The sequence below is a fragment of the Pseudomonas zanjanensis genome (assembly GCF_014268745.2).
Lineage (GTDB): Bacteria > Pseudomonadota > Gammaproteobacteria > Pseudomonadales > Pseudomonadaceae > Aquipseudomonas > Aquipseudomonas zanjanensis.
Genome location: NZ_JABWRB020000003.1, coordinates 222,663 through 249,650, shown reverse-complemented (window position 1 = coordinate 249,650; position 26,988 = coordinate 222,663). Strand labels below are relative to the sequence as shown.

Annotated in this window: 26 protein-coding genes; 13 read left to right on the top strand and 13 right to left on the bottom strand. The window is 60.4% G+C overall.

Annotation, left to right across the window (positions count from 1 at the left end; translation table 11 throughout):
• Nucleotides 1-85 precede the first annotated feature (85 nt).
• On the top strand, nucleotides 86-352 hold the full coding sequence (locus tag HU715_RS20905; protein WP_186710634.1) for a DUF2790 domain-containing protein: 267 nt from the start codon (nucleotides 86-88) through the stop codon (nucleotides 350-352).
• Between the two features lie 595 nt (nucleotides 353-947).
• Nucleotides 948-1,310 (top strand): DUF6124 family protein, encoded by a 363-nt coding sequence (locus HU715_RS20900; protein ID WP_186710635.1) that lies wholly within the window; start codon nucleotides 948-950, stop codon nucleotides 1,308-1,310.
• Nucleotides 1,311-1,574: 264 nt separating this feature from the next.
• On the opposite strand, the gene HU715_RS20895 is transcribed toward HU715_RS20900, so the two are convergent.
• Complete coding sequence (locus HU715_RS20895) at nucleotides 1,575-1,937, bottom strand: hypothetical protein (RefSeq protein WP_186710636.1); 363 nt, start codon at nucleotides 1,935-1,937, stop codon at nucleotides 1,575-1,577.
• Nucleotides 1,938-1,978: 41 nt separating this feature from the next.
• Nucleotides 1,979-3,196 (bottom strand): DUF1444 family protein, encoded by a 1,218-nt coding sequence (locus HU715_RS20890; RefSeq protein ID WP_186710637.1) that lies wholly within the window; start codon nucleotides 3,194-3,196, stop codon nucleotides 1,979-1,981.
• A 688-nt stretch (nucleotides 3,197-3,884) separates the two neighbouring features.
• On the opposite strand from HU715_RS20890, the gene HU715_RS20885 reads away from it, so the two are divergent.
• Both HU715_RS20885 and HU715_RS20880 read left to right on the top strand, forming a co-directional pair.
• Nucleotides 3,885-4,580: a DUF1963 domain-containing protein gene (locus HU715_RS20885; protein ID WP_186710638.1), complete on the top strand. Its 696-nt coding sequence runs from the start codon at nucleotides 3,885-3,887 to the stop codon at nucleotides 4,578-4,580.
• Between the two features lie 72 nt (nucleotides 4,581-4,652).
• Nucleotides 4,653-5,135, top strand: a complete 483-nt coding sequence (locus tag HU715_RS20880; protein WP_186710639.1) for a hypothetical protein — start codon at nucleotides 4,653-4,655, stop codon at nucleotides 5,133-5,135.
• 514 nt (nucleotides 5,136-5,649) lie between these two features.
• On the opposite strand, the gene HU715_RS20875 is transcribed toward HU715_RS20880, so the two are convergent.
• From HU715_RS20875 to def, 6 genes are all read right to left on the bottom strand, one after another.
• Nucleotides 5,650-6,096, bottom strand: a complete 447-nt coding sequence (locus HU715_RS20875; RefSeq protein ID WP_186710641.1) for a tetratricopeptide repeat protein — start codon at nucleotides 6,094-6,096, stop codon at nucleotides 5,650-5,652.
• A gap of 262 nt (nucleotides 6,097-6,358) precedes the next feature.
• Nucleotides 6,359-6,670: a tetratricopeptide repeat protein gene (locus tag HU715_RS20870; RefSeq protein ID WP_186710643.1), complete on the bottom strand. Its 312-nt coding sequence runs from the start codon at nucleotides 6,668-6,670 to the stop codon at nucleotides 6,359-6,361.
• A 173-nt stretch (nucleotides 6,671-6,843) separates the two neighbouring features.
• The gene (gene trkA / locus HU715_RS20865) at nucleotides 6,844-8,217 is read right to left on the bottom strand and encodes a Trk system potassium transporter TrkA (protein ID WP_186710645.1); all 1,374 of its coding nucleotides are present in this window, start codon (nucleotides 8,215-8,217) and stop codon (nucleotides 6,844-6,846) included.
• Between the two features lie 24 nt (nucleotides 8,218-8,241).
• Entirely contained in the window at nucleotides 8,242-9,552 is a 1,311-nt protein-coding gene (gene rsmB / locus HU715_RS20860; protein ID WP_186710647.1) for a 16S rRNA (cytosine(967)-C(5))-methyltransferase RsmB, read from the bottom strand.
• Nucleotides 9,549-10,508 (bottom strand): methionyl-tRNA formyltransferase, encoded by a 960-nt coding sequence (gene fmt / locus HU715_RS20855; RefSeq protein WP_186710649.1) that lies wholly within the window; start codon nucleotides 10,506-10,508, stop codon nucleotides 9,549-9,551. The genes rsmB and fmt overlap by 4 nt, the downstream gene beginning before the upstream one ends.
• Before the next feature lie 71 nt (nucleotides 10,509-10,579).
• Nucleotides 10,580-11,086, bottom strand: coding sequence for a peptide deformylase (gene def / locus HU715_RS20850; RefSeq protein ID WP_030138961.1), 507 nt, complete (start codon nucleotides 11,084-11,086; stop codon nucleotides 10,580-10,582).
• A 154-nt stretch (nucleotides 11,087-11,240) separates the two neighbouring features.
• On the opposite strand from def, the gene HU715_RS20845 reads away from it, so the two are divergent.
• From HU715_RS20845 to tsaC, 3 genes are all read left to right on the top strand, one after another.
• Entirely contained in the window at nucleotides 11,241-12,266 is a 1,026-nt protein-coding gene (locus tag HU715_RS20845; RefSeq protein WP_186710651.1) for a LysM peptidoglycan-binding domain-containing protein, read from the top strand.
• A gap of 80 nt (nucleotides 12,267-12,346) precedes the next feature.
• Nucleotides 12,347-13,441, top strand: coding sequence for a DNA-processing protein DprA (dprA, locus tag HU715_RS20840; RefSeq protein WP_186710658.1), 1,095 nt, complete (start codon nucleotides 12,347-12,349; stop codon nucleotides 13,439-13,441).
• Between the two features lie 61 nt (nucleotides 13,442-13,502).
• Nucleotides 13,503-14,060 carry an L-threonylcarbamoyladenylate synthase type 1 TsaC gene (gene tsaC / locus HU715_RS20835; RefSeq protein ID WP_014335849.1) on the top strand — a complete coding sequence of 186 codons (558 nt, stop codon included), beginning with the start codon at nucleotides 13,503-13,505 and terminating at the stop codon, nucleotides 14,058-14,060.
• An 810-nt stretch (nucleotides 14,061-14,870) separates the two neighbouring features.
• On the opposite strand, the gene HU715_RS20830 is transcribed toward tsaC, so the two are convergent.
• The gene (locus HU715_RS20830) at nucleotides 14,871-15,848 is read right to left on the bottom strand and encodes an NADPH:quinone reductase (RefSeq protein ID WP_186706405.1); all 978 of its coding nucleotides are present in this window, start codon (nucleotides 15,846-15,848) and stop codon (nucleotides 14,871-14,873) included.
• A 164-nt stretch (nucleotides 15,849-16,012) separates the two neighbouring features.
• Between HU715_RS20830 and hemF the strand changes: the two genes are divergently transcribed.
• Complete coding sequence (hemF, locus tag HU715_RS20825) at nucleotides 16,013-16,927, top strand: oxygen-dependent coproporphyrinogen oxidase (protein ID WP_186706406.1); 915 nt, start codon at nucleotides 16,013-16,015, stop codon at nucleotides 16,925-16,927.
• 13 nt (nucleotides 16,928-16,940) lie between these two features.
• Nucleotides 16,941-17,762 (top strand): shikimate dehydrogenase, encoded by an 822-nt coding sequence (gene aroE, locus HU715_RS20820; protein WP_186706407.1) that lies wholly within the window; start codon nucleotides 16,941-16,943, stop codon nucleotides 17,760-17,762.
• A 138-nt stretch (nucleotides 17,763-17,900) separates the two neighbouring features.
• On the opposite strand, the gene HU715_RS20815 is transcribed toward aroE, so the two are convergent.
• From HU715_RS20815 to betC, 3 genes are all read right to left on the bottom strand, one after another.
• Nucleotides 17,901-19,469, bottom strand: coding sequence for a SulP family inorganic anion transporter (locus tag HU715_RS20815; RefSeq protein ID WP_186706408.1), 1,569 nt, complete (start codon nucleotides 19,467-19,469; stop codon nucleotides 17,901-17,903).
• A gap of 234 nt (nucleotides 19,470-19,703) precedes the next feature.
• On the bottom strand, nucleotides 19,704-20,624 hold the full coding sequence (gene choX, locus HU715_RS20810) for a choline ABC transporter substrate-binding protein (RefSeq protein ID WP_186706409.1): 921 nt from the start codon (nucleotides 20,622-20,624) through the stop codon (nucleotides 19,704-19,706).
• Nucleotides 20,625-20,639: 15 nt separating this feature from the next.
• Nucleotides 20,640-22,154, bottom strand: coding sequence for a choline-sulfatase (gene betC, locus HU715_RS20805; protein ID WP_186706410.1), 1,515 nt, complete (start codon nucleotides 22,152-22,154; stop codon nucleotides 20,640-20,642).
• Between the two features lie 114 nt (nucleotides 22,155-22,268).
• Between betC and HU715_RS20800 the strand changes: the two genes are divergently transcribed.
• Complete coding sequence (locus tag HU715_RS20800; RefSeq protein ID WP_186706411.1) at nucleotides 22,269-23,219, top strand: choline sulfate utilization transcriptional regulator; 951 nt, start codon at nucleotides 22,269-22,271, stop codon at nucleotides 23,217-23,219.
• A 73-nt stretch (nucleotides 23,220-23,292) separates the two neighbouring features.
• Here the strand turns inward: HU715_RS20800 and HU715_RS20795 are convergent, their stop codons facing one another.
• Nucleotides 23,293-23,952, bottom strand: coding sequence for an NAD(P)-dependent oxidoreductase (locus HU715_RS20795; RefSeq protein WP_186706412.1), 660 nt, complete (start codon nucleotides 23,950-23,952; stop codon nucleotides 23,293-23,295).
• A gap of 84 nt (nucleotides 23,953-24,036) precedes the next feature.
• Between HU715_RS20795 and HU715_RS20790 the strand changes: the two genes are divergently transcribed.
• The 3 genes from HU715_RS20790 to HU715_RS20780 all read left to right on the top strand — a co-directional run bounded on the left by HU715_RS20790 (nucleotide 24,037) and on the right by HU715_RS20780 (nucleotide 26,945).
• A complete protein-coding gene (locus tag HU715_RS20790; protein WP_186706413.1) occupies nucleotides 24,037-24,375 on the top strand; it encodes a DOPA 4,5-dioxygenase family protein in 339 nt (112 codons plus the stop codon).
• A 417-nt stretch (nucleotides 24,376-24,792) separates the two neighbouring features.
• The gene (locus HU715_RS20785; RefSeq protein ID WP_060739862.1) at nucleotides 24,793-26,100 is read left to right on the top strand and encodes a CitMHS family transporter; all 1,308 of its coding nucleotides are present in this window, start codon (nucleotides 24,793-24,795) and stop codon (nucleotides 26,098-26,100) included.
• 77 nt (nucleotides 26,101-26,177) lie between these two features.
• A complete protein-coding gene (locus HU715_RS20780; protein WP_186706414.1) occupies nucleotides 26,178-26,945 on the top strand; it encodes a TerC family protein in 768 nt (255 codons plus the stop codon).
• Nucleotides 26,946-26,988: the final 43 nt, after the last annotated feature.

The following is a 26,988-nucleotide window of genomic DNA, read 5'->3' as shown; positions in this document are numbered from 1 at the left end:
TCCAACCACGGCGTTTTTTCGACACAGCCGAGATACGTCATGGGCCTTTAATGAGCGCCATCCAACTCATTGAAGGGAAACGACCATGAACCTGAAAACCATCGCAACGGCTTGCCTGATCACCGCTCTGAGCGCCGGCGCATTACCCGCCTTGGCCCAAGACAAAGCAGCGAGCGAAAGCTATTCCTACGGCACCCACCTGGACATCGACAAAGTGATCTCGTTGACTGAAGACGGCGGCCAGACCTGCGGGTTGGTGAATGCGCGGATTACCTACCTTGATTCGATGGGTGTGCAGAAAGCCCTGACGTATCTCAAACACGGGGCCAGCTGCAACAATGAAGGGAGCTGAGGCGTGGCTCAGGGGTGAGTTCGATTTCCCTGGCCACCGCAAATCCCCTGTGGGAGCGAGCCTGCTCGCGAATACGGTGGGTCAGCTTGCATCAGTGTTGAATGCACCAACGCCTTCGCAAGCAAGCCCGCTCCCACACTTGTTCGGTGGTGTTCATCAATACTGTGTGCCACACAAAACCCTGTGGGAGCGAGCCTGCTCGCGATGAAATCACCCCAGTTCCAGCACAGAACACACCACCCGAATCGCCAAAAAACCTCCCTCCTACAGCCCTCACCTACATCCTCTATCAAGCTACGCATCCTTGCGCCTTTGCCTACAACTACGCCAGAATCCGCCCGCTTGTGCGCCTTGTCCCGGGGTTCTATTGTCTTCCTGCCACTGCCCATCAGTGGTCGGGTTTAGTAGCCCAGATGACATATCGGCTGCATGAGTCTCATCAGTTAGGCATTCGCCTGCACTCGATGGTGGCTGTGCGCATGGCGCCCTCGGGCGCGCCGGTTTTAGGTATGTCACCGGTCTACTAACCTGCGCACAGCCGCCACCCTATCGTTTAGTAGCGAAATGGTTGCGGCCTAACTGAGAAGACATACCTATGTTCAAAATAACTCCGAATCCGCCAGAAGCAGATTCCACCTCTACATCCGCAAAATCCAAAGCCAAGCAGCAAGACGAAACCACCAAACGGGTGCTCGATCACTACCTGCTACCGAAACCGGATAAATCCAAAGACGAGCCCAAACCGGGGCAGCTATACGCCGTCGTGAAAGGCCTCGATAACGAATGTTTGCTCGCCAACCTCACTGAGACGCTGGCTTCGGCTGATGCGATGGTGAGTGATTTGGCGTTTGATCTGGAGGGATCGAGGCGTCATGTGGCGCAGGGGATTCAGCAGTTGATTGAGCTGCGTTCGTTGCTGGCGAATCGGGTGTTGGATAATGTGGAGCCGCGGCAGTAGTATTTAATCTCTCAACGAAAAAACCCGACGTTTTGCGTCGGGTTTCTTCCATCCGTGGAACAGATGATATTTTCTGAATATCCTAGAATCGTTTCCCCATGGCCCCCAAGGGTTCTTTCTAGCGATAAGCCGCAAACGGGCTAAAAGCGGACGGACGGTGTGTTATGTATATAAATCCCCTTTTTGCTCCTGCAATCGCATAGCGGCTTAGACAGAAAAGACACAGCAAACTGATCGCATGCATTCGCTGGATAATTGGGAGTGTCATCGCCAAAACCTCCACCAAGGACGAACTCGTTCCTCATCCATCGTTGTGCTTGTCTGCGTGTAAACAGCAGTTGCGATCGCGTGAGTCTGCGCCGCCATCTCATCTAACCAATCTTGAGGCCCGATCCAATGATCGTGAACTGCCTCCAGAAACTCTCGATCCAAAGGCAGCTCGGAGGCATCGCCAACGACCGTACTGAAAGCCTCGCATTTTGGACACCATGCCGTGGTCTCAGTAAACCGTGTCACATCAGAAGCAGGAAATACCGCATAGCAACCAAAGCAAGCGCAATCGTTGCTAATGAGGATTTCTGCCTGATTGCGGTTCGCATGATCATGCGCGCTGAAAGTATCGGGCATTCAACCCTCCATCGCAGTGCGCCATATTAGTTGAGCAGCGATCATAAGGCAGTCAGGCGATTAAGCTGCTCTGCCGAAGGAAATCCTAGTGTCCGATAGCGAGGTGGATAGCCAGCGTCTGTAGTCAGCAGATCGCCAAGCTCGGATTCAAGTTCGCCCCAGGGAACGGTTTTGACTGTCGGTTCCCCACCCTGAACGGGTTCAACCAACGCGACGCGATCCGTCTTGGGCAATAGGGTCAGCACACCTTTTGTCCAAGCGCTCATCGATACGGTTTTGCCGTTCTGGTCAGCCAGCTCGTAGAGATGGTACGAGGCAACAAACACATCGACGCCCGTTTCCAGATTGACCTTATCGAGCAACTCTTTCTGAATACTGTAACTACCCTGGAGCAGCAGATGTTCCAGCTTGGCCAGACGGTTATTGACCCCTTCATCATCAGGGTGAAATGGGACGATATCGCGCCCGTCATAGGTATAAATGTCGGTGGAGACTGCCCTGCCCCTCTCAAGCGCTATGAAGCTAAGCTCGACCATCTGACGGATGCCTTGCTCATCCTTGTCGCCCGTGACCATCAAGACGTCACGACTGGGGATCATGAACACCGGTCGACCTTTAACTGATGCGCGATGTAGAACATCTGGCAACAAGACTCTGCTGCTGTCGTATCCGTCCGCCCACTGCGCGGCGTAGAGCCCAGGGATAATCTCATCAAAGGCCTCGTGCGTAGCATCGCGCAAGTTCTCAATGGAGATCGCCACTGCCTCATCCATTGTGACACCCCACTGCGCTTCAGGGCCCCTCGTAAGGGTGGCGGTGGACTCGGGCGAGTCGACGGCAAGCATAATCACACAGTCGCGACCCAAGGACTGATAAACGACATCGTGCGGCTTATCGCCACCATTTCTGGCGTGCTCCAGTCGAACTTCCTCAAGCATGGCAAGATTTCGAATAACCGGACGTAAGTGTGCTTTCACGTTTTCAAAGACCGTCCCGGTTCTCTGGCCAGACGCCAACAGAGTCGATACGTACCCATTCAAAATTGCGACCTTCTGGGTCTTGTCTCCATTTTGATAGTCGCGAAAGGCGTTATGAAGATTGAAGTACGAACCATTGTTATGACGGATGCGAAACTCGCTAGTCTGAAAGTCCATGGCCTCGCTGTAGCCAGCCTTGCGGGCTGACTCGATAAATTTTTTGGCAAATCCTTCCTGAGTCAGAGGACGACTGAGGATTTTGTCGAGCAGGGATTGGAGCATGCACAGGATCCTTCGTGTCAGCAGGCATTTGTAAACAGGGTGGGTTGGAAAAAAGGGATTTATTCCAGATAGTAAGTCGATAGTAAGTCGGCCGGCACGTTTTCTCTGGCCTAGCCCGAAGCGGGCACGAGCACTAAGCTCCTCATTAAGCGGACGTCACATTAGAAAAGGAGTGATAGCTGTGCTGTATCCATTACGCACGCCAGAAGAAAAGAAGCCACCACATTGGGATTTGCGTGCGCAGCCTTCGCACTCTGGCACATGAAATAAGGGGACGAAATAAGGGGACGGATTTATTTTCCGTAGATTTGCCCCTTCAATAACACTCGCAACGGATGCTTGCTCCTGCTTCTCCACCTGCTGTGGGCCAAGCCAGGACCTGACCACCGCACCTCCAAGCCACATATCCCCGCGCCTTTGCCTACAACCGCACCAGAATCCGCCGGCTTTGCAGCCTTGCCCTCGGGCTCTATCGTTTCCTTCCACTGGCCGAGCCGGTATCGATGACACTCAGGCACGCTAGGAGCCCTCGAAAGTCATTGGCCCGGGAAGTGGGAGGAGGTCCACTCTCTTATCCGTGAAGGACGCTAATGTGGCCTAGCTCGGGCAAAGAAGCGCTGCCATCCACTCTCGTACACTGCCCATCTGCGGCCTTAATACCTGTAGCAAAAAGGAGGTTTACATCGCCATGGAAATCCAGGAAATCAAGCAACGCCTGGCCCGCCCCGCCGTGAAGCTCATTGCCGGCGGCTTTCGTCCTACCGGCACCGATGAAGAAAGCTGGCTGGGCAATGTCTTCCTGTTCCGACCGGATGAAGAGGTGCCCACTAATCAGGCGGGGCAGCAGTTGCTCCCCTATGCGCAGTTTTACCTGCCCGCCCTGCCCATCAACAGCCCTCTGCTAGCAGGGGTTCGTGTGCTGACGGTGTTCATTTCAAACCCGTTCCCCGAGCACCTTGAGCCGATGGGGGATAATTGGGTTATCCGCGAGTACGGGCCGGATGATGTGTTGGTGCGCAAGTCTCTGTCGGTGGCAGATTCATTCCTCAAACCCTTCCCACTGACAGCGCAAGCGGTGCCGGAGGACTTTCCGCTGTGGGATGGCGGTGGTGTCCCGGAAGACCTTGAGCAAGCAATCCTCACGCTGGAACGCGCGGGCAAGATCCAGAGCTATTACGACTTGGTCACCCACACCTACGAACACAAGATCGGCGGTTACCCCTCGTTCTGCCAGTCGGGTGTTGATCCGGGTGAAGGCTTCGAGTTTGTGTTCCAGATCTCATCGGACTCGAAGATCAATCTGAACGTGGTCGACAGTGGGAGCCTGATGTTCTGGAAGCACAGTGAAACTGGGGAGTGGGCGCTGTATTACGACTTTTACTAGGAGTCGGGGGACAGATTTAGTTTCAGAAGATAAATCCCTTTTTTGTCATTCGCTGATCCTCAAAGGAAATATATGACAACCGAGCTGCATACCGGGGCGCGCGCGGGCTACAGCACTCTCGACTGGCACGATGGATACGACGTTAACCTAGGCGACCTCATTCGCCAGCTTCCTCAGCTCGTACGTGGGCGTTATGTGGCGATTGCTGCGTCGGATAGCGGGCCCTATAGCCTTAGCGCCGTTGAGATCGCTAGCGGGTGGCAACGTGTAGGTGACTTGGCGATCAGTCCTATCGTTATGGATATCGCTCAGTTACCCACGCCGGGCTTTGATGAGTGGTACGTTTTTGAGCGCTTGCCTGATCGGGCGAGGCTCTCCAAATTCAGCAACGCTATCGCATTTCAACCGTTCGGAGAGGGCGGTAAGGTCGACGCGTTCTGGGCACAAATTGAAGACTTACAACCCGTGCACGCTCTGCTTGGCGCCTGTCGCCTCTTGCTGATAACTCAAGACGCAGCAATATATGAGAGCGTACTTACGTTCTATTCAACCTAAGGGTTGAGATGATGTCCTGGGGAAACGGGAACAGACCACGATTATGAGACAGTCCGATTACAGGTGAGCCCAAATCGTGCTTTGTCCCTCGGGTTCTTCAATCTGCCATTTTGAATCAGTCACCAGGGGCGGTATTGGCTAGGTCATCCCAATTATCTTGTGAGGAAAGCAATGGAGGCTCTTCAACGTGCTCCCATTCCAGATACCACTCGTATGTTTCGTTGCCAGCCTTAAATTCATGTTTAACAGTCCAGCCAAGCTCCACGAGCTTTTGAGCCCGGAGAGCGCCGTGTGTCTTAGTCATTCTCGGAGCTTTCATAATTGTCGTCGCGCGTATGATTGCTGGGAATTGTTTGCCTTCGTGGCAACTCATAACCGCATCCCTGCGGACGGTGGGATTGATGTCTGTAGCTTCGCCTGAGAGGCTTACGCTTTCTGCGTCATTGGCAAATATGAGGCGTGGATTAGCACCCATAACACGGCTAACAACCGGGAAATTCGCTTCATCGCTTTTTCACCCTGCGTCAAGATCAGCACGTGTCCTGAGAAAAGCCAAGTAGCGGGCGTCTTCCGCGGCGAAAATCTGTGGGCCAGCTCCCATGTATGCGCGCATCAACTCATCTGCTGCACGATCATCTTGACTATCATCGAGCAAAACCTGTCCAAGACGCAGGTGCAAAAAAGGATTTCCAATCCCGCCAGGGCAAGTCATTGCGTACTGCAAAGCTTCGCGAGCGGAGGCCGTAAATCCGGATAGAAAGCAAGCGTCAGCGATGGCCGCCAGGATCCAGGTTGCAGCCTCCCAATCATTTTGGGGGGAAGGGATTAATGACCACGCCTTGTTATATTGGGCTACCGCTTCCTCAAAGCAGCCTGACTCGGCCAGCAGATCTCCGTCACTACTGAATTTCAGTATTTGCGAGTGTAGATCCGGACTTAATTCTCTATTTTCGTTCGTCATTGTCCACTCCATAGATTTGGTAAAAATCGGTGGGCATCCTATTAAGAAGCAAATCTCTGTTAGTTTCCGGTACATCAGACAGACCGCGTTGGCTGTTTTGGGGCTGCTGCGCAGCCCAGCGGGGATAAATCCCCTCGCCACAGGGGTTTTGTGTGTTGGCTGTCTGGTGGGCTGGTATTGAGGGCGCGGTGGGCTTTTTTGTGAGTGCTGCGCACTCAAGCGGGAGCAAGCTCCCTCGCCACAAAAGCAGTTTTGTGTGAAGTCAGGGGTGGCGGTCCAGTTTTTTGAGGAACACGGTCATTTCTTTTTCGGCTTGTTTGTCGCCGTGGGCTCGGGCGGCTTCAAGGCCTTGTTGCCAGGCTTGGCGGGCTGCGGCGGCGTTGCCTTGGCCTTGGTGGGCCTTGCCTAGGAGTTTCCAGGCGGCTGAGTATTTGGGGTCGAATTCGACGCAGCGTTGGAGGTGTTCGGCGGCGCGGGGGAATTCGCCTAGGTCTAGGTAGCCTTTGCCGAGGCCGAAGCGCAGGAGGGCGTTGTCCATGCCCTTGGCTAGCATTTTTTCCAGGGAGTCGAGCATGGGGGCGCTTCCTCGGGGGTGTCAGTGATTGATCTGTTGGCCGTTGGTGCGCTTTCGCGAGCAAGCCCGCTCCCACAGTAGATCTTTGTTGCTCACCATTGTCGTGAACAACAGCAAACCTGTGGGAGCGGGCTTGCTCGCGAAGGCAGAGGACCAGCACCGCAGATGCTGGATCAGAAAAAGCTCAACCCCACATGAAACAGCTTCTCGACATCGCGAATGTGCTTCTTGTCCACCAGGAACAGGATCACATGGTCGCCGGTCTGGATCACGGTGTCGTCGTGGGCGATCAGCACTTGTTCGTCGCGGATGATCGCGCCGATGGTGGTGCCGGGCGGTAGGCCGATGTCGCGGATGGCTTTGCCGATCACTTTGCTGGACTTGGCGTCGCCGTGGGCGATGGCTTCGATGGCTTCGGCCGCGCCGCGGCGCAGGGAGTGGACGCTGACGATGTCGCCGCGGCGTACGTGGGCCAGCAAGGTGCCGATGGTGGCCAGTTGCGGGCTGATGGCGATGTCGATGTCGCCGCCCTGGATCAGGTCGACGTAGGCCGGGTTGTTGATGATGGTCATGACCTTTTTCGCGCCCAGGCGCTTGGCTAGCAGCGAGGACATGATGTTGGCTTCGTCGTCGTTGGTCAGGGCCAGGAAGATGTCGGCGTCGGCGATGTTTTCTTCCAGCAGCAGGTCGCGGTCGGAGGCGCTGCCTTGCAGCACCACGGTGCTGTCGAGGGTGTCGGAGAGGTAGCGGCAGCGTGCCGGGTTCATCTCGATGATCTTGACCTGGTAGCGGCTTTCGATGGCTTCGGCCAGGCGTTCGCCGATCTGGCCGCCGCCGGCGATGACGATGCGTTTGTAGTTCTCGTCGAGGCGGCGCATTTCGCTCATGACCGCGCGAATGTTCGCCTTGGCGGCGATGAAGAACACTTCGTCGTCGGCTTCGATCACCGTGTCGCCTTGGGGCAGGATCGGCCGGTCGCGGCGGAAGATCGCGGCGACGCGGGTCTCGACATTCGGCATGTGCTCGCGCAATTGGCGCAGTTGCTGGCCCACCAGCGGGCCGCCGTAGTAGGCCTTGACCGCCACCAGTTGCGCCTTGCCTTCGGCGAAGTCGATCACCTGCAAGGCGCCGGGGTGTTCGATCAGGCGCTTGATGTAGTTGGTGACCACCTGTTCGGGGCTGATCAGCACGTCCACCGGGATCGCTTCGTTGTCGAAGAGGTCGGCGCGGGTCAGGTAGGCGGCTTCGCGCACCCGGGCGATCTTGGTCGGGGTGTGGAACAGCGTGTGGGCGACCTGGCAGGCGACCATGTTGGTTTCGTCGCTGTTGGTCACGGCCACGAGCATGTCGGCGTCGTCGGCGCCGGCCTGGCGCAATACCGTCGGCAAGGAACCGCGCCCTTGCACGGTGCGGATGTCGAGGCGGTCGCCGAGGTCGCGCAGGCGTTCGCTGTCGGTGTCGACCACGGTGATGTCGTTGGCCTCGCTGGCCAAATGTTCCGCCAGCGAACCGCCGACCTGCCCTGCACCCAGGATGATGATTTTCATCCATTCACTCCTATCGAATCGGTTTTAACCGCGTGCGGCGGCGATTTTGATCAGCTTGGCGTAATAGAACCCATCGTGGCCGCCTTCCTGGGCCAGCAACTGGCGGCCGTGAGGCTGCTTGAGGCCGGCCTGGGTAGCGATGTCCAACTCCCGGGCGCCCGGCGTGCGGGCGAGGAAGGCTTCGATCACTTCGGTGTTTTCGGTCGGCAAGGTCGAGCAGGTGGCGTAGAGCAGCATGCCGCCCACGTCCAGGGTCGACCACAGGGCGTCGAGCAGTTCGCCTTGCAACACGGCCAATGCCGCAATGTCGTCCGGCTGACGGGTGAGCTTGATGTCCGGATGGCGGCGGATAACGCCCGTGGCCGAGCATGGCGCGTCGAGGAGGATGCGCTGGAACGGTTTGCCGTCCCACCATGCAGCCGTGTCGCGACCGTCGGCGGCGAACAGTTCGGCGTCCAGGCCCAGGCGTTCGAGGTTTTCCTTCACTCGCACGAGGCGCTTGGCTTCCAGGTCCACGGCCACGACGCCAGCCAGTTTCGGCTCAGCTTCGAGGATGTGACAGGTTTTGCCCCCTGGCGCGCAGCAGGCGTCCAGCACCCGTTGGCCGGGCGCCAGCTCCAGCAGGTCGGCGGCCAGTTGCGCGGCTTCGTCCTGGACGCTGATCCAGCCTTCGGCGAAGCCCGGCAGTGCGCGCACATCGCCCGGGGTTTCCAGGATGATGCCGTCGCGGCTGTACTGGCACGGGATGGCCGGGATGCCCGCCTCGCCCAGCAACGCCAGGTAGGCATCGCGGGTGTGGTGGCGGCGATTGACCCGCAGGATCATCGGCGGATGGGCATTGTTGGCGGCGCAGATGGCTTCCCACTGCTCGGGCCAGAAGGCCTTGAGGGATTTCTGCAACCAGCGTGGATGGGCGGTGCGTACCACCGGGTCGTGTTCCAGTTCGGCCAACAGGGTTTCGCTTTCCCGTTGGGCGCGGCGCAACACGGCGTTGATCAGGGCCTTGGCCCAAGGTTTTTTCAGCTTGTCGGCGCAGCCCACGGTTTCGCCGATGGCGGCGTGGGCGGGGACGCGGGTGTAGAGCAGTTGGTAGAGACCCACCAGCAGCAGCGCTTCGACGTCGGCATCGGCAGCCTTGAAGGGCTTTTGCAACAACTTGGCCGCGAGGGCCGAGAGGCGCGGCTGCCAACGGGCGGTGCCGAACGCCAGGTCCTGGGTGAAACCGCGATCACGGTCTTCGACCTTGTCCAGCTGGGTCGGCAGGGAACTGTTCAGCGAGGCTTTGCCGCTGAGGACGGCGGCAAGTGCCTTGGCGGCGGCCAGACGCGGGTTCATGAGGCGTCCGCCGCTTGGCCGAGGACGGTGCCGACGGCGAATTTCTCACGGCGGCTGTTGAACAGGTCGCTGAAGTTCAGCGCCTTGCCGCCGGGCAGTTGCAGGCGCGTCAGGCACAACGCTTGCTCGCCACAGGCAACGACGAGGCCGTCCTTGCTGGCGCTGAGGATTTCTCCCGGCGCGCCCTTCCCTTCGGCGCAACTGGCCGCCAGCACTTTCAGGGCTTCGCCGTTCAAGGTGCTGTGGCAGATCGGCCAAGGGTTGAAGGCCCGCACCAGGCGCTCCAGCTCGACGGCCGGGCGGCTCCAGTCGATGCGAGCTTCGTCCTTGTTCAGTTTGTGCGCGTAGGTGGCGAGGCTGTCGTCCTGCACTTCGCCTTCCAGCGTGCCAGCGGCCAGGCCGGCGATGGCTTGGACCACCGCTGGCGGGCCGATCAGCGCGAGGCGGTCGTGCAGGCTGCCGCCAGTGTCTTCGGCGCTGATGGGGGTGCTGGCCTTGAGCAGCATCGGCCCGGTGTCCAGACCGGCTTCCATGCGCATCACGGTCACGCCGCTCTCGGCATCGCCGGCTTCCACCGCACGTTGGATCGGCGCCGCGCCGCGCCAGCGCGGCAGCAGCGAGGCGTGGCTGTTGATGCAACCCAGGCGCGGGATGTCCAGCACCACTTGCGGCAGGATCAGGCCGTAGGCGACCACCACCATCAAGTCCGGCTTGAGCGCGGCCAGTTCGGCTTGGGCTTGCGCGTCGCGCAGGGTTGGCGGCTGCAACACCGGCAAACCATTTTCCAGTGCGAGTTGTTTGACCGGGCTGGGCATCAATTTTTGCCCGCGACCGGCGGGACGATCCGGCTGGGTGTAGACCGCGACGATTTCATGGGGGCTGGCCAGCAGGGCCTTGAGGTGTTCGGCGGCGAACTCGGGAGTGCCGGCAAAGACGATGCGCAGTGGCTCAGTCATGGAAAACTCTCAATTACAAAGCAGTCGCAAAAAGAAAAAGGCTTGCCGCGGCAAGCCTTTGAAGAGGGGCATCAAGCGTTCTGGCGATGGATCTTTTCCAGTTTTTTCTTGATCCGGTCACGCTTGAGATTAGACAGGTAATCAACGAACAACTTGCCGTTGAGGTGGTCGCATTCGTGCTGGATGCACACCGCCAGCAGGCCTTCGGCGATCAGCTCGTAAGGTTGGCCGTCACGGTCCAGGGCCTTGATCTTGACCTTCTGCGGACGGTCGACGTTTTCGTAGAAGCCCGGCACCGACAGGCAGCCTTCCTGGTATTGGTCCATCTCGTCGGTCAGGGTTTCGAACTCGGGGTTGATGAACACCCGGGGCTCGCTGCGGTCTTCGGAGAGGTCCATGACGACGATACGCTTGTGCACGTTGACCTGGGTCGCGGCGAGGCCGATGCCGGGCGCCTCATACATTGTTTCAAACATGTCATCGACCAGCTGACGCACTTCGTCGTCCACTACGGCCACCGGTTTGGCGATAGTGCGCAGGCGCGGGTCCGGAAATTCGAGAATGTTCAAAATGGCCATAAGCTTGATAAATGCACGTGTGAGGTAAAGTCGGGTGGCTGGCCTGGCGTGTGTCGGGATGCAGGCTACCGTTGTAAAACGTTGCTCTTGAACAGAGCGAGCCACGGGGGCTCTGGCGTTTTACGCGAACGCACATAATAAAGGGATTCACCGCATGAGGAAATCACTACTCGCCCTGCTGCTCCTGGCCTCGGCCGGTATCGCGCACGGGCAAGTGCAACTTCGGGAAGGTTTTCCCCAGCAATACACGGTGGTGACGGGGGACACGCTGTGGGACATTTCCGGTAAATACCTGCGCGAGCCGTGGAAATGGCCGGAGCTGTGGCAGGCCAACCCACAGATCGAAAACCCCAACCTGATCTATCCGGGCGACACCCTGTCGCTGGTCTACGTCAACGGCCAGCCGCGCCTGACCCTCAATCGCGGCGCCTCGCGGGGCACCATCAAGCTGTCGCCGCGCATTCGCAGTTCGCCGGTGGCCGACGCCATCCCGAGCATTCCGCTGCAGGCCATCAACAGCTTTTTGCTGAGCAACCGCATCGTCGACACGGCGGAAGATTTCAACAAGGCGCCCTACGTCGTCGCCGGCAATGCCGAGCGGGTGCTCAGTGGCATGGGGGACCGGGTCTTTGCTCGTGGTGCGTTCGATGAGAGCCAGACGGCGTACGGCATCTTCCGCCAGGGCAAGGTCTACACCGACCCCGAGACCAAGGAATTCCTGGGCATCAACGCCGACGACATCGGCAGCGGCGAAGTGGTCGCCAGCGAGGGCGACGTCACCACCCTGGCCCTGCAACGCACCACCCAGGAAGTGCGCCTGGGTGATCGCCTGTTCAGCGGCGAAGAGCGCTCGATCAACTCGACCTTCATGCCCAGCGCGCCGAAATCGGACATCCAGGGGTTGATCCTGGACGTGCCTCGGGGCGTGACGCAGATCGGCGCGCTGGACGTGGTCACCCTGAACAAGGGGCGGCGCGACGGGCTGGTGGAAGGCAACGTGCTGGCGGTGATGAAGACCGGCGAAACGGTGCGCGACCGCATCACCGGCGAGCCGGTGAAAATCCCCGATGAACGGGCCGGCCTGCTGATGGTGTTCCGCACTTACGACAAACTCAGTTACGGCTTGGTGCTGTACGCCTCGCGGTCGTTGGCGATCCTCGACAAGGTGCGCAATCCGTAACGGGTCTCACAAGTTACCAACAGAGTTATCCACAGCTTGTTCCCGTTTCAACGGGACGATAATGATCAAGGATTGATCACATGCCTTTGCCTGAATCTGCTTCGGTTCCGCCTGCGGAACTGGAGGCCCGTCTGCGCTTGCATCGCTTGCCGGAGCTGGGACCTAAACGTTTCATGACCTTGATGGAGGCCTTTGGCTCGGCCTCCAAAGCCATCAGCGCGCCGGCCAGCGCCTGGCGGGCGCTGGGGTTGCCGGCCTCGTGCGCCGAGGCCCGACGCGCCCCGGACATACGCGACGGCGCCGCCCATGCATTGGCCTGGCTAGACGGCTCGGCCCAGCATTTACTGATGTGGGACCAGCCTGACTACCCGGCGCTGTTGGCACAGATCAGCGATGCGCCGCCGCTGCTGTTCGTCGCTGGCGACCCCTCGATCCTGGAAAAACCGCAGCTGGCGATGGTCGGCAGTCGCCGGGCATCGCGACCGGGCATGGACACGGCGGCGGCGTTTTCCAGGAGCCTGGCCGGGGCGGGTTTTGTCATTACTAGTGGCCTGGCGTTGGGCATCGATGCGGCGGCCCATCAGGCGGCGCTGGACGTTGGCGGATGCACCGTCGGCGTGCTCGGCACTGGCCTGGAAAATTTTTATCCACAGCGAAATCGTCGGCTGGCGGAGGCGATGATTGCCCAGGGCAGCGCGGTGGTTTCGGAGTTCCCGCTGGACGCAGCGCCCAACGCCAGCAACTTTCCGCGCCGCAACCGGATCATCAGTGGCTTGTCCCTCGGTGTGCTGGTGGTGGAGGCCAGTGTCGCCAGTGGTTCGCTGATCACCGCGCGGCTGGCGGCGGAACAGGGTCGCGAGGTGTATGCCATTCCAGGGTCGATCCATCACCCTGGGGCCCGGGGCTGTCATCAACTGATCCGCGACGGGGCGGCGCTGGTGGAAACCGTCGAGCACATTCTCGAAGCATTGCGCGGTTGGCAGCGGCTGCCGCTGGCCGCCGAGCCTGTGCCCGTGACCCATCCGCTGCTGCGCCTGCTGCATGCCGCGCCGCAGAGCAGCGAGGCGTTGGCCGATGCCAGTGGCTGGGGTTTGCCCAAGGTGCTGGCGGCGCTGACTGAGCTGGAAATGGAGGGGCGCGCCACTCGTGACAACGGACGCTGGTTCGCACGCTAGGTTTTATGGGGAAGATCGGTAAACTGCCCACAGCCTTAATTGCGTTGCGGGAGAATCTTTCATGGTCAACAGTTGGCGTGTGCAACAAGCCGCGCGAGAAATTCGCGCCGGGGCGGTGATTGCCTATCCAACCGAAGCGGTCTGGGGCCTGGGTTGCGACCCATGGAACGAGGAGGCGGTGGAACGCCTGCTGGCGATCAAGTCGCGGCTGCCCGACAAAGGCCTGATCCTGGTGGCGGACAACATCCACCAGTTCGACTTTCTGTTCGAAGACTTCCCCGAAACCTGGATGGACCGCATGGCCAGCACCTGGCCAGGGCCCAATACCTGGCTGGTGCCGCACCAGAACCTGCTGCCGGAGTGGATTACTGGCGTGCACGACACCGTCGCGCTGCGGGTCAGCGATCATCCCACCGTGCGTGATTTGTGTTCGCTGGTCGGGCCGCTGGTGTCCACGTCGGCCAACCCGCAGGGGCGCCCGGCAGCGCGCACGCGGATTCGCGTCGAGCAGTATTTCCGCGGGCAGATCGACCTGGTGCTGGGCGGCAACCTGGGCGGGCGCAAGAACCCCAGCGTGATTCGCGACCTGGCGACCGGCAAGGTCGTGCGGCCGGACTGAGCCCGAACACAGACTCTGCATCTTGCATAAACCACTGTGGGAGCGAGCTTGCTCGCGAAGGCGTCAGGTCAGTTGGCATTGATGTTGGCCGATCCACCGCTATCGCGAGCAGGCTCGCACAGGGTTTTGTGTTGCACACAGTACTTATGAACACCACCGAACAAGTGTGGGAGCGGGCTTGCTCGCGAAGGCGTCGGCACATTCAACATTGATGCAAGCTGACCCACCGAATTCGCGAGCAAGCCCGCTCCCACAGGTTTTTTGCGGCGGCCAGGGAAATCGAACTCGCCTTCACAAGGTTTTGTGTTGTACCCAATATTTATGAGCACCACAGAGCAAGTGTGGGAGCGGGCTTGCTCGCGAAGGCGTCGGCACATTCAACATTGATGCAAGCTGACCCACCGAATTCGCGAGCAGGCTCGCTCCCACAGGGGATTTGCGGCGGCCAGGGAAATCGAACTCGCCTTCACAAGGTTTTGTGTTGTACCCAGTATTTATGAGCACCACAGAGCAAGTGTGGGAGCGAGCCTGCTCGCGAAGGCGTCAGGTCAGTTAGCATTGATGTTGGCTGATCCACCGCTATCGCGAGCAAGCCCGCTCCCACAGGGGATTTGCGGCGGCCAGGGAAATCGAACTCGCCTTCACAAGGTTTTGTGTTGTACCCAGTATTTATGAGCACCACCGAGCAAGTGTGGGAGCGGGCTTGCTCGCGAAGGCGTCGGCACATTCAACATTGATGCAAGCTGACCCACCGAATTCGCGAGCAAGCCCGCTCCCACAGGTACTGCATGTACCCTTGGGTACCCAATCTCAAGGCAGGAGAACGGTCGACCCCGTCGTGCGCCGCGCCGACAACTCGGTATGGGCCTTGGCCGCTTCCGCCAGTGGATAACGCTGGTTGATATCCACCGTGAGCTTGCCGCTGGCGATCATCCCGAACAACTCATCCGCCATGCGCTGCAGGTTTTCGGCGTTGTTGGCGTAGGTCGCCAGGGTTGGGCGGGTGACGTACAGCGAGCCCTTGGCCGAGAGAATCCCCAGGTTCACGCCATCCACCGCGCCGGAGGCGTTGCCGAAGCTCACCACCAGGCCACGGGGCGCCGTGCAATCCAACGACGTCAGCCAGGTGTCCTTGCCAACGCCGTCGTACACCACCGGGACTTTCTTGCCGTCAGTCAATTCCAACACGCGCTGCGGGACGTTTTCCTTGCTGTAGTCGATGACTTCCCAGGCGCCGTGGGATTTGGCGATGGCGGCCTTTTCCGCCGAGCTGACAGTGCCGATCAGCTTCACGCCTAGAGCCTTGGCCCACTGGCAAGCCAAGGAGCCCACGCCACCGGCGGCCGCGTGGAACAAAATGGTTTCGCCGCCCTTGAGTTCATAGGTCTGGCGCAACAGGTATTGCACGGTCAGGCCCTTGAGCATCACCCCGGCGGCCTGTTCGAAACTGATGGCTTCGGGCAGGTGCACCAGGTTGGCTTCGGGCAACACATGCACATCGCTGTAGGCCCCCAGCGGGCCGCTGCCGTACGCCACCCGGTCGCCGACCTTGAACCGCGTAACATCGGAGCCGATCGCCTCGACCACGCCCGCGCCCTCGGCGCCCAGGCCAGAAGGCAACGCCGGTGGCGGATACAGGCCGCTGCGGTAATAGGTGTCGATGAAATTCAGGCCGATCGCCTTGTTGCTGACGCGCACCTGCTGCGGGCCGGGCTCGGCAGGCGAGTAATCGACGTACTCGAGCACTTCGGGACCGCCGTGGGAACTGAACTGGATACGTTTGGCCATCTTCACTTTCTCCTTGTCGCAGGACTTTTTACCAAGCCTGCTATCGGACTCCTAAGCTTGACCGTCGTCAACTGTGGCGTGGGCAAGTGCGGTGGTATCCTGTGCGCCCATTTGCCACCGGCCCGCTATACGCCGCGTAGCGTAGCCCTGATCAAGGTGATGTCATGTCCACTCGCACCGAGGCCGTGAAAGCCTACCTGCTCGACCTGCAAGACCGTATCTGCGCCGCCCTGGAAACCGAGGACGGCGGCACGCGCTTCGTCGAAGACGCCTGGACCCGGCCTGCCGGCGGTGGCGGTCGCACGCGGGTGATCGAAAACGGCACGGTGATCGAAAAGGGCGGCGTCAACTTTTCCCACGTCTTCGGCAGCGGTCTCCCACCGTCGGCAAGCGCCCATCGGCCCGAATTGGCCGGTCGCGGCTTTGAAGCCCTGGGCGTGTCGCTGGTGATCCACCCGCACAACCCCCACGTGCCGACTTCCCACGCCAACGTGCGCTTTTTCATCGCCGAAAAGGAAGGCGAAGAGCCGGTCTGGTGGTTTGGCGGTGGCTTCGACCTGACGCCTTATTACGGCGTGGAAGAGGATTGCGTGCATTGGCACCGCATCGCCCAGCAAGCCTGCGAACCGTTCGGCCCGGACGTCTATTCGCGCTACAAGGCCTGGTGCGACAGCTATTTCCACATCAAGCATCGCAACGAGCCCCGGGGCATCGGCGGCCTGTTTTTCGATGACCTGAACGAGTGGGACTTCGACACCAGCTTCGCCTTCATGCGCGCCATCGGCGACGCCTACATCGACGCCTACCTGCCGATCGTGCGTCGTCGCAAGCACGATGCGTTCACCGCCCAGCAACGGGAGTTCCAGGAATACCGCCGCGGGCGCTACGTGGAATTCAACCTGGTCTACGACCGCGGCACCCTGTTCGGGCTGCAATCGGGCGGGCGCACCGAATCGATCCTGATGTCCTTGCCGCCGCAAGTGCGCTGGGGCTACGACTGGAAAGCCGAGCCGGGCAGCGAAGAAGCGCGGCTGACCGAGTATTTCCTGCAGGATCGCGATTGGCTGGCTACGGCCTGAACGGGGATTATCCATGGACCGCTACGTTGTAATGGGTAACCCGATCGGCCACAGCAAGTCGCCGTTGATCCATCGCCTGTTTGCCGAGCAGACCGGGCAACGCCTGGACTACAGCACGCTGCTGGCACCGCTGGAGGATTTTTCCGGGTGCGCCCAGGCATTTTTCCGCGAGGGGCGTGGGGCGAACGTCACGGTGCCGTTCAAGGAGGACGCCTTTCGCCTGGCCGACAGCCTGACCGAGCGGGCCCAACGGGCCGGGGCGGTCAATACGTTGAGCAAGCTGGCCGACGGTCGCCTGTTGGGTGACAACACCGACGGCGCCGGCTTGGTCCGCGACCTGACCGTCAACGCCGGCTTCAGCCTCAAGGGCAAGCGCATCCTGTTGCTGGGGGCCGGCGGCGCGGTGCGCGGGGCCCTGGAACCGCTGCTGGCCGAAGCGCCGGCCTCGGTGATCATCGCCAATCGCACGGTGGAAAAAGCCGAATTGCTCGCCGAGTTGTTCGCCGACCTGGGCCCGGTTTCGGCCAGTGGCTTCGACTGGCTGCAAGAGCCGGTGGACCTGATCATCAACGCCACCTCCGCGAGCCTGTCAGGGGATGTGCCACCGATTGCCGCCAGCTTGATCGAGCCCGGCAAGACGGTTTGCTACGACATGATGTACAGCAAGGAACCGACTTCATTCTGCCGTTGGGCCCGTGAGCACGGGGCGGCGGTGGCGATGGATGGCCTGGGCATGCTCGCCGAGCAGGCGGGCGAAGCCTTCTACCTGTGGCGCGGGGTACGCCCGGACACCGCGCCGGTGCTGGCCGAACTGCGCCGCCAGTTGGCGCTGTAGGCTTTAGGCTGTTGTGGCGAGGGGATTTATCCCCGCTGGACTGCGAAGCAGTCCCAAAAACGGGGCCGCTGCGCGCCCCAGCGGGGATAAATCCCCTCGCCACGGGTGTGTGTGAACCTTAAGCTCAGTGCAATCTCTTCAGTCCTCGAAATGAATCGGGCACGCCTGCGCCCCTTCCAACTTCAACAACTCCTCCACCACCTGCGGCCGGGCCATGCGCAACGTCAGGCTACGCCCCTGGCCGCGCAGGCGCCGGGCTTCCTGATGGAGCATTTCCACCCCGGAATAATCAATGAAGTTGATCTGCTGGGCATCGATGACCACCCGCTGCGCCTGCAACCGTTGCAGGCGCACTTGCAGGTAATGGCTGGCGCCGAAAAAGATCGAGCCGCCCACCCGCAAAATCTCCGCCTCCCCTTCGCGAAAATGCTGCACCCGGGGCTGCGAGGTGCGCTTGAGGTAAAAGAACAGCGAAGCCAGTACGCCAGCATAAATGGCGGTTTGCAGTTCCAGCAGCAACGTGGCCAGGCAGGTCAGGCTCATCACCACGAATTCGGCGCGACTCACGCGGTACAACGCGCGGATACCCCGGTGATCCACCAGCCCCCAGGCGATCAGCAAAATGCTGCCAGCCATGGCGGGAATCGGGATGTGCGCGATCAGTTTCGCCCCGGCGACCGCAAACAACGCCACCCACAAGGCCGAGAACACCCCGGCCAGGGGCGAACAGGCCCCGGCTTCATAGCTGAGGCCGGAACGGGTGAAGGAACCGGCTGACAACGATCCGGAGAAAAATCCTCCGACAATATTGGAAAGCCCCTGCGCCCTCACCTCCTGATTCGCATCGAGCAATTGCCCGGACCGTACCGACAATGAACGAGCGATAGACAAGCTGGTGACCAACCCGAGCATGCCCACCGCGACGGCACCGGGCAGCAGACGCAGGATCAGCTCCAGGTCCAGCGGCAGCAAAGTGAGCGGCGGCAGGCGCCCGGCGAAAGCACTGACCAGCGCCACATGCCCGAACATCGCCGGCCACAACCAGACCACCAGGCTGCTGATGACTAAAGTTATCAACAGGCTCGGCCAGCGCGGCAGCAAGCGCTTGAGCAGGACACCCAGAATCAAAGTGCCCAATCCCAGCAGCAGCGATGGCTTATCCACAGCCCCAATGTGGTCGACCAGCATCAGCAGGCCCCTCAAGGCCGTGGCTTCGTTCGGCAGGTCGAGGCCCAGCAGGTTCGGCAACTGCCCCAGGGCGATGACCACCGCCGCGCCCAGGGTGAAACCCAGCACCACCGAGTGGGAGACGAAATTCACCAGCGCCCCGAAACGCAGCAAACCCAGCAACCATTGGAAGATACCCGCCAGCACCGTCAGCAGCAGGATCAAGGTGATGTAGTCCTGGGATGCGGGCACAGCCAGGGGACTGACGGTGGCGTACAGGACGATGGAAATCGCCGCCGTTGGCCCGCAGATCAGGTGCCACGACGAACCCCACAGGCAGGCGATCAGCACCGGCACGATCGCCGCGTACAAGCCGTACTCGGGGGGCAGGCCGGCAATCAGGGCGTAGGCAATGGACTGCGGCAACGCGAGAATCGCGCCGCTGAGGCCGACGATCAGGTCACGGCCGACACTGGCCCGGGTCTGCCGGGGCAGCCAGCTCAGGAAGGGAAAGAGTGAATGGCGCGTGGGGATTGCCATGGGGCCTCAAGGATGGGGTTTGCAAGCAAGGGTATCAGGACAAGGCACTGTTCTCCCTGTGGCGAGGGGATTTATCCCCGCTGGGTTGCGAAGCGACCCCAAAAAGGCTGAACGCAGTTGGCCTGACACACCGAGTCGACACATTAGGGTTGCTTCGCAACCCAGCGGGGATAAATCCCCTCGCCACAATGGCTCCGCGTCACGCTGGGAAAGCACGCGGAGCCAGCATGATTGTCAGAGCTTGGCCTTCACCGCCGCCAACGCGTCCTTGCCATCCAGGGTCTTCACACCGTCCAGCCATTTATCCAGCACCGCCGGGTTGGCCTTGATCCAGGCCTTGGCCGCCTCGGCGTTGCTGACCTTGTTGTTGACCACCTCGGCCATGATGCTGTTTTCCATTTCCTGGGTGAAGCTCAGGTTGGTCAGCAGCTTGCCCACGTTCGGGCAGGCCTGTGCATAACCTTTGCGCGTCAGCGTATAGACGGCGCCGGTGTCGCCGAAGTATTTCTCGCCGCCCTTGAGGTAGTGCATTTTCAATTGCACGTTCATGGGGTGCGGGGTCCAGCCGAGGAAGGTCACGAATTTCTGTTTTTTCACCGCCCGGGAGACTTCCGCCAACATTGCCTGCTCGCTGGACTCCACCAGTTTCCATTCGCCCATGCCGAAGTCGTTGGTCTTGATGATTTCTTTCAGCGAGAGGTTGGCCGGGGCGCCGGAACCGATGCCGTAGATTTTCTTGTCGAACTTGTCGGCGAATTTGTTCAGGTCGGCAAAGTTATGCACACCCGCATCCCAGACGTAATCCGGGACCGCCAGGGTGAATTCGGTGCCGTCCAGGTTCTTGGCCAGTTGCGTGACGTCGCCATTGGCCACGAACTTGTCATAGAAACCCTGCTGCGCCGGCATCCAGTTACCCAGGAACACATCCACCTGGCCTTCCTTGAGGCCACCGAAGGTGATCGGCACGGCGAGGGTGTCGACCTTGGCCTTGTAGCCCATCCCGTCCAGCAGGAAACCGGTGATGGCGTTGGTGGCGGCAATGTCGCTCCAGCCCGGATCGGCCATCTTCACCGTTTCGCAGCTCTGCTCGGCCCAGGCCGAAACGCTGCTCAATGCCAACAGCCCAGCGGTCAGTACTGTGGATAACTTTTGCATGGCTTGCCCCTTACGTTATTGGTTTTGGCAGGGTTGTGGATAACGGGCCTTGCGCTCCAGATCGTCGAGGTCGATGTGGTTACGCATGTACTGCTGGCTGGCGTCCACCAGCGGCTGGTGATCCCAGCTCTTGAGTTTGCCCAGGGTCAGCGCCTGGGCGACGAAACGGCGGCGGCGCTGGCTGGCGAGCACCTGTTGGTGAATGGTCGAGATATCCCACTTGGCGCGGGCTTCGGCGAGAAAATCGCTGAACAGGGAATGATGCTCGGCGGATTGGCTGAGATCTTCCAGTTCCTTGGGGTCATTGCGAACGTCGAACAGCAGGCACGGGTCATCTTCGCTGTAGATGAATTTCCACGGGCCACGACGAATCATCATCAACGGGCTGATGGTGCCTTCGGCCATGTATTCACCGAACACTTCATCATGGCCGCCCTGCCCTTGCAGGTGCGGCACCAGCGAACGGCCATCCAGCGGCAAGCCCGGTTCCAGCGTGCCGCCGGCCAGTTCCACCAGGGTCGGCAGCAAGTCGGCGGTGGACACGGCCGCACCCACCCGGCCGCTGGCGAACTGCCCAGGTGCGCTGATCAGCAGCGGTACGCGAGCGGCCATTTCGAACCAGTGCATTTTGTACCAGAGGCCCTTTTCGCCGAGCATGTCCCCGTGATCGCCGGAGAAGACGATAATCGTATCGTCCAGCAGACCGGTGTCCTCCAGGGTTTGCAGCAGCTTGCCGACGTTGCTGTCAATGTAGCTGCACGCACCGAAATAGGCGCGACGGGCATCGCGAATCTTATCCACAGGCAGCGGCTTGTCCCACAGGTCGTAGACTTTCAGCAACCGCTGGGAATGTGGATCAAGGTCCGTTTGCGCCGGGGTCTGGGGCAATGGGATGTCGTTGTCGTCATACAAATCCCAGAAAGCCTTGGGAATTGTGTACGGGTCGTGTGGGTGGGTCATCGACACGGTCAGGCAGAACGGCTGGTCACCGTCCTCGCGGATGTGGTCGAACAGGTACTGCTGGGCCTTGAACACCACTTCTTCATCGAAATCCAATTGGTTGGTGCGCACGCAAGGCCCGGCCTGCAACACCGACGACATGTTGTGGTACCAACTGGGCCGCACGTCCGGCTCGTCCCAGTTCACCGCCCAACCGTAGTCGGCCGGGTAGATGTCGCTGGTCAGGCGCTCTTCGTAGCCGTGCAGTTGGTCGGGGCCACAAAAGTGCATCTTGCCGGATAACGCCGTGCGGTAGCCGAGGCGGCGCAGGTAATGGGCGTAGGTCGGCACATCTGCGGGAAAGTCCGCCGCGTTGTCGTATGCGCCGATCTTGCTCGGCAACTGGCCGCTCACCAGGGTAAACCGCGACGGCGCGCACAGTGGGCTGTTGCAATAGGCGGCGTCGAACACCACGCCTTCGGCGGCCAGGCGCGACAGGTTCGGCAGCTTGATCGGTGAAGGACCGTAGATCGGCAACATTGGCGCGGCCATTTGATCGGCCATGATGAAAAGAATGTTCTTGCGCTTCATGTATTCGCGGCATTCCATAGTAGGCAGTTATGCGACATTGCTGCGATTGAGCATGTAGCCCCCGGGTTTTTGGGTAAAGCCCATGCAGGATAATGACTAGGATAAGCACAGCTTATGTATGACGCCCTGGGTAGCCTGTCCTTGGAACTGTTCCGAGCCTTTGAAGCCGCGGCTCGCCAACAGAGCTTTACCGCGGCGGCGATTGAGCTGGGCACCACGCAACCGGCCATCAGCCAACAGATCAAGCGCCTGGAAGAGCAACTGGGTACGCGGTTGTTTGATCGCATCTACCGTGGCATTGAACTGACCGAGGCCGGGACGATCCTGTTCGAGCAGGTGCAGGCCGGTTTGCAGAGCATCGATGCCGGGCTCAGCGCCATCACCGCCCAGCACCAGCACGAGGTGCTGCAAGTCGCCACGGACTTCGCCTTCGCCGCCTATTGGCTGATGCCGCGCCTGCATCGCTTTCACGCCGCCAACCCGCAAGTGGACGTGAGCCTGGTGACCAGCGAACGCAATCACAACATGCTCCGCACCGATATCGACGTTGCCGTGCTGTTCGGCGACGGTCGCTTCAAACAAGGCGAAAGTCGTTGGCTATTCAGCGAAGAAGTCTTTCCGGTGTGCAGCCCGCTGCTGCTCAAGGAGCGTCCCCTGCCCTTGCCCGCCCAGGCCTTGGCGGAATTTCCGTTGCTGCATTTGCGCGCGAGCAACAGCAACAGCTGGTTCGACTGGAGTGGTGTATTCCGCGAATTGGGCATCACCTCGCCGCCGGCGCCCGGGCAGTTGCGCTTCGACAACTACACGCTGCTCATCCAGGCGGCGATTGGCGGCCAAGGCGTCGCGATTGGCTGGCGTCACCTTGTGGATAACTTATTGGCCCAGGGCCTGTTGTGTCGTCCGATCGCGGAAACGGTGCTGTCGCGGCTGGGGTATTACGTGGTTTTGCCCCAGCGTAAACGGCGCGGTGTGTTGATCCGGCAATTCGTTGATTGGCTGATGGAAGAACAGGCTAACAGCGCCGAGTCGCTCACGGGATTGCCGTTGCCGTCGATTGCTGTTTGAGTACGTGGCCGTCTTTTTGGGGCCGCTACGCGGCCCAGCGGGAGCAAGCTCCCTCGCCACGGGATGTCCATCTCTAATTGGCGGGCACGAAGCTGACGTGCTCGCCCACGTGCAGGTTCAGGCGCAGCTCGTCGGCAATGCCGACCGCCACGCGGTTGAGCCGCTCCAAGGTTTCGGCCAGGCCGGGTTCCAGGCTGGTGCTGACCTGGCTGAAATGTTCGATGCCCAGGCCAGGCGCGGCGTAGGGCGCGTTGATCAGGGTCCACTGCAAGGCACTGCTCTTCAGGGCGTCGAGCATTTCTTCGGCGGCGTGGCGCTGCAAATCATCGTCGGCCTGTTCTTCGTCCAGCAGCGCAAAATCGCCCACCAGGAACAGCCGTGAAATGTTCACCGCCTGCATGCCGGCGATCAGGGCATCCACCGCCAAGACCTGCTCCACCGGGCCGGGAACCAGGGTGCGCTCCACCTGTTCGCTGTTCATCGGCAGCCCTGGTGCATTCAACAGGCACACCACGGCGCTGGCGCCGGCGACACTTTGCTTGACCCGCTCCGGGTCGAACAGATCGCCGGTCTTGGTCCGCAGGCCCGGGCGTGGGGCCAGGGCGGTGAGGTCATCGAGAATGGCGATGACCTCATGCTGGCGCCGTAGCAGTTCAGCCATCAACGCACTGCCGAGGCTGCTCATGGCACCATAGAGCACCACTTTGATGACCGGGGTTTCGGCGTTTTTCATGGCTGTTTTCCTCGTTGTCCCGCCTGTAAAGGCTCTGACCCGCGGCAAACGGCGAGGGTTCGGCCTCTTTTCAAGGAGAAACAGATGCAGCGGATCAAGGGCTACCACGCCCACGTGTATTTCGACGCCAATACCCTCGACCAGGCGCGGGCGCTGTGTGAGGAAGCGGCGCAGTTGTTCCCGCTGAAAATGGGCCGCGTCCATCAACGCCCGGTCGGCCCGCATCCGGACTGGAGTTGTCAGCTGGCCTTCGATCCGCAGTACATCGGCGTGGTCCTGCCGTGGCTGGCCCTGAATCGCAAGGGGCTGGTGATTTTCCTGCACCCGGAGACCGGCGATGACCTGGCCGATCACACCGACCATGCGATCTGGATGGGCGCGGTGCGGCCGTTGAATCTTTCAGCCTTCAAAGCAAAAACCTGACTGCTTTTGTGGCGAGGGGATTTATCCCCGCTGGGGCGCGAAGCGGCCCCTAAATCTGTCATCGCGCAATTTTCAGGAGAAATGCGTTCTGCCTTTATTGGGCCTGCTGCGCAGTCCAGCGGGGATAAATCCCCTCGCCACAAAGTAACTTCGTGCGTTTGGTCATACGCTCGGCTTGCGAAAGGCTGCTGAAAGCTTGCGCGATTAGGATCGCCTCACCTACCGGCAACAGACCGGTGGCCTACAACGAGTCTTTCTGATGCTCGTTCGGCCTTTTTAACAACAACAATGGTGATTCTGATGTCCGCTGCTACCCGTCCCGCTGCACCCACTCCATCCGTCCGCCCCGTGCTTTGCATCCTGCGCTGACCTGTCCGGTTCGCCTTCCATAGCCGCGCCACGCCTGGAGTATTTCCCATGCTGACTTTCCTTGGCTTCGCCATGGTCATCACGTTCATGTTCCTGATCATGACCAAGCGCCTGTCCGCGCTGATCGCCCTAATCATCATCCCGATCCTGTTCGCCCTGTTCGGTGGCTTCGCGCCGAAGATCGGCCCGATGATGCTCGAAGGCATCACCAAGCTCGCCCCGACCGGGGTGATGCTGATGTTCGCGATTCTGTATTTTGCCCTGATGATCGACTCCGGCCTGTTCGACCCGGCCGTGCGCAAGATCCTCAAGCTGGTCAAGGGCGACCCGTTGAAAGTTTCGGTCGGTACCGCCGTTCTGGCGCTCGTCGTTTCCCTTGATGGTGACGGCGCGACCACTTACATGATCTGCGTGGCCGCGATGCTGCCGCTCTACAGCCGCATCGGCATGAGCCCGCGCATCATGGCTGGCCTGATCATTCTCGCCGGCGGCGTGATGAACATGACCCCGTGGGGCGGCCCAACCGCCCGGGCGGCCAGTGCGCTGCATGTGGACCCGTCCGACATCTTCGTGCCGATGATCCCGGCGATGCTGGCCGGTGTCGTGGCGATCCTGGCGATTTCCTACATGTACGGCAAGCGCGAACGTGCGCGCCTGGGTGAATTGCACCTGGCGGGCGATGAGATCGACCACAGCGAAATCAGCGTGTCCCAGTTCCCGGACGCCCGCCGTCCGAAGCTGATCTGGTTCAACGGCGCGCTGACCCTGGCCCTGATGTGCACCCTGATCGCTGGCCTGTTGCCATTGCCGGTGCTGTTCATGGTGGCCTTCAGTATCGCGATGATCGTCAACTACCCGTGCCTGCAACAGCAGAAAGACCGCGTCGCGGCGCACGCCGGTAGTGTACTGGCGGTGGTCGGGCTGATTTTTGCGGCAGGGATTTTCACCGGCATCCTGTCCGGCACCGGCATGGTCGACGCCATGTCCAAGAGCCTACTGGCGGTGATTCCGGAATTCCTCGGTCCTTACCTGGCGGTCATCACCGCACTGGTGAGCATGCCGTTCACGTTCTTCATGTCCAACGATGCATTTTATTACGGGGTGTTACCGGTTTTGGCCGAAGCCGCCAGTCATTACGGCATCACCGCCGTCGAAATGGCCCGTGCCTCCATCGTTGGCCAGCCCGTGCATCTGCTGAGTCCGCTGGTTCCGTCGACTTATCTGCTGGTGGCCCTGGCGGGAATCGAGTTCGGCGATCACCAACGCTTCACCTTGAAGTGGGCAGTACTGGTTTGCCTGTGCATAATGTTCGCCGCCTTGCTGATGGGGATTTTTCCGCTGTTCAGCACTCTATAAAAGCAACGCCCGCTGCGTCGCCCCTCTCGGGTAACCGAAGGCGCGGCGCGGCCTAACACTCGCTCAAAGGAACTCACATGGAATGGCTGACCAACCCGGAAATCTGGGTTGCCTTCTTTACCCTGACCGCCCTGGAAATCGTCCTGGGCATCGATAACATCATCATGATCTCGATCCTGGTCAGCCGCATGCCCAAGCACATGCAGGCGCGCACCCGGATTTTCGGTCTGGCACTGGCCATGATCACGCGGATCCTGTTGCTGCTGTCCATCACCTGGGTCATGCGCCTGACGGCCGATTTGTTCGAAGTGTTCGGCCAGGGCATCTCCGGTCGTGACCTGATCCTGTTCTTCGGCGGCCTGTTCCTGCTATGGAAAAGCTCCCAGGAGATGTACCACGCGCTGGAAGGCGAAGATGAAAGCAGCGACGCGCCTTCGGGCAAGGGCGGCAATTTCATCTACACCATCATCCAGATCGCGATCATCGACATCGTGTTCTCCCTGGATTCGGTCATCACCGCGGTCGGCATGGTTTCCCATGTGCCGGTCATGGTCGCGGCAATCATCGTCGCCGTACTGGTGATGATGCTGGCCTCGGGCACCATCAGCACGTTCATCGACAAGCACCCGTCGCTGAAGATGCTGGCGCTGTCGTTCCTCCTGGTGGTCGGTACCGTGCTGATTGCCGAGTCGTTCGACGTGCACGTGCCAAAAGGCTACGTCTACTTCGCCATGGCGTTCTCCCTGGCGGTGGAAGCAGTCAACATCAAGATGCGCACCGCGATGGCGCGCAAGCGCAAGCAACAGGATCCGGTGAAACTGCGCAAGGACATGCCGGGTCAGTAAGGTAGAGGGCAGTGAATGAAAGGGGCTCTTGGAGCCCCTTTTT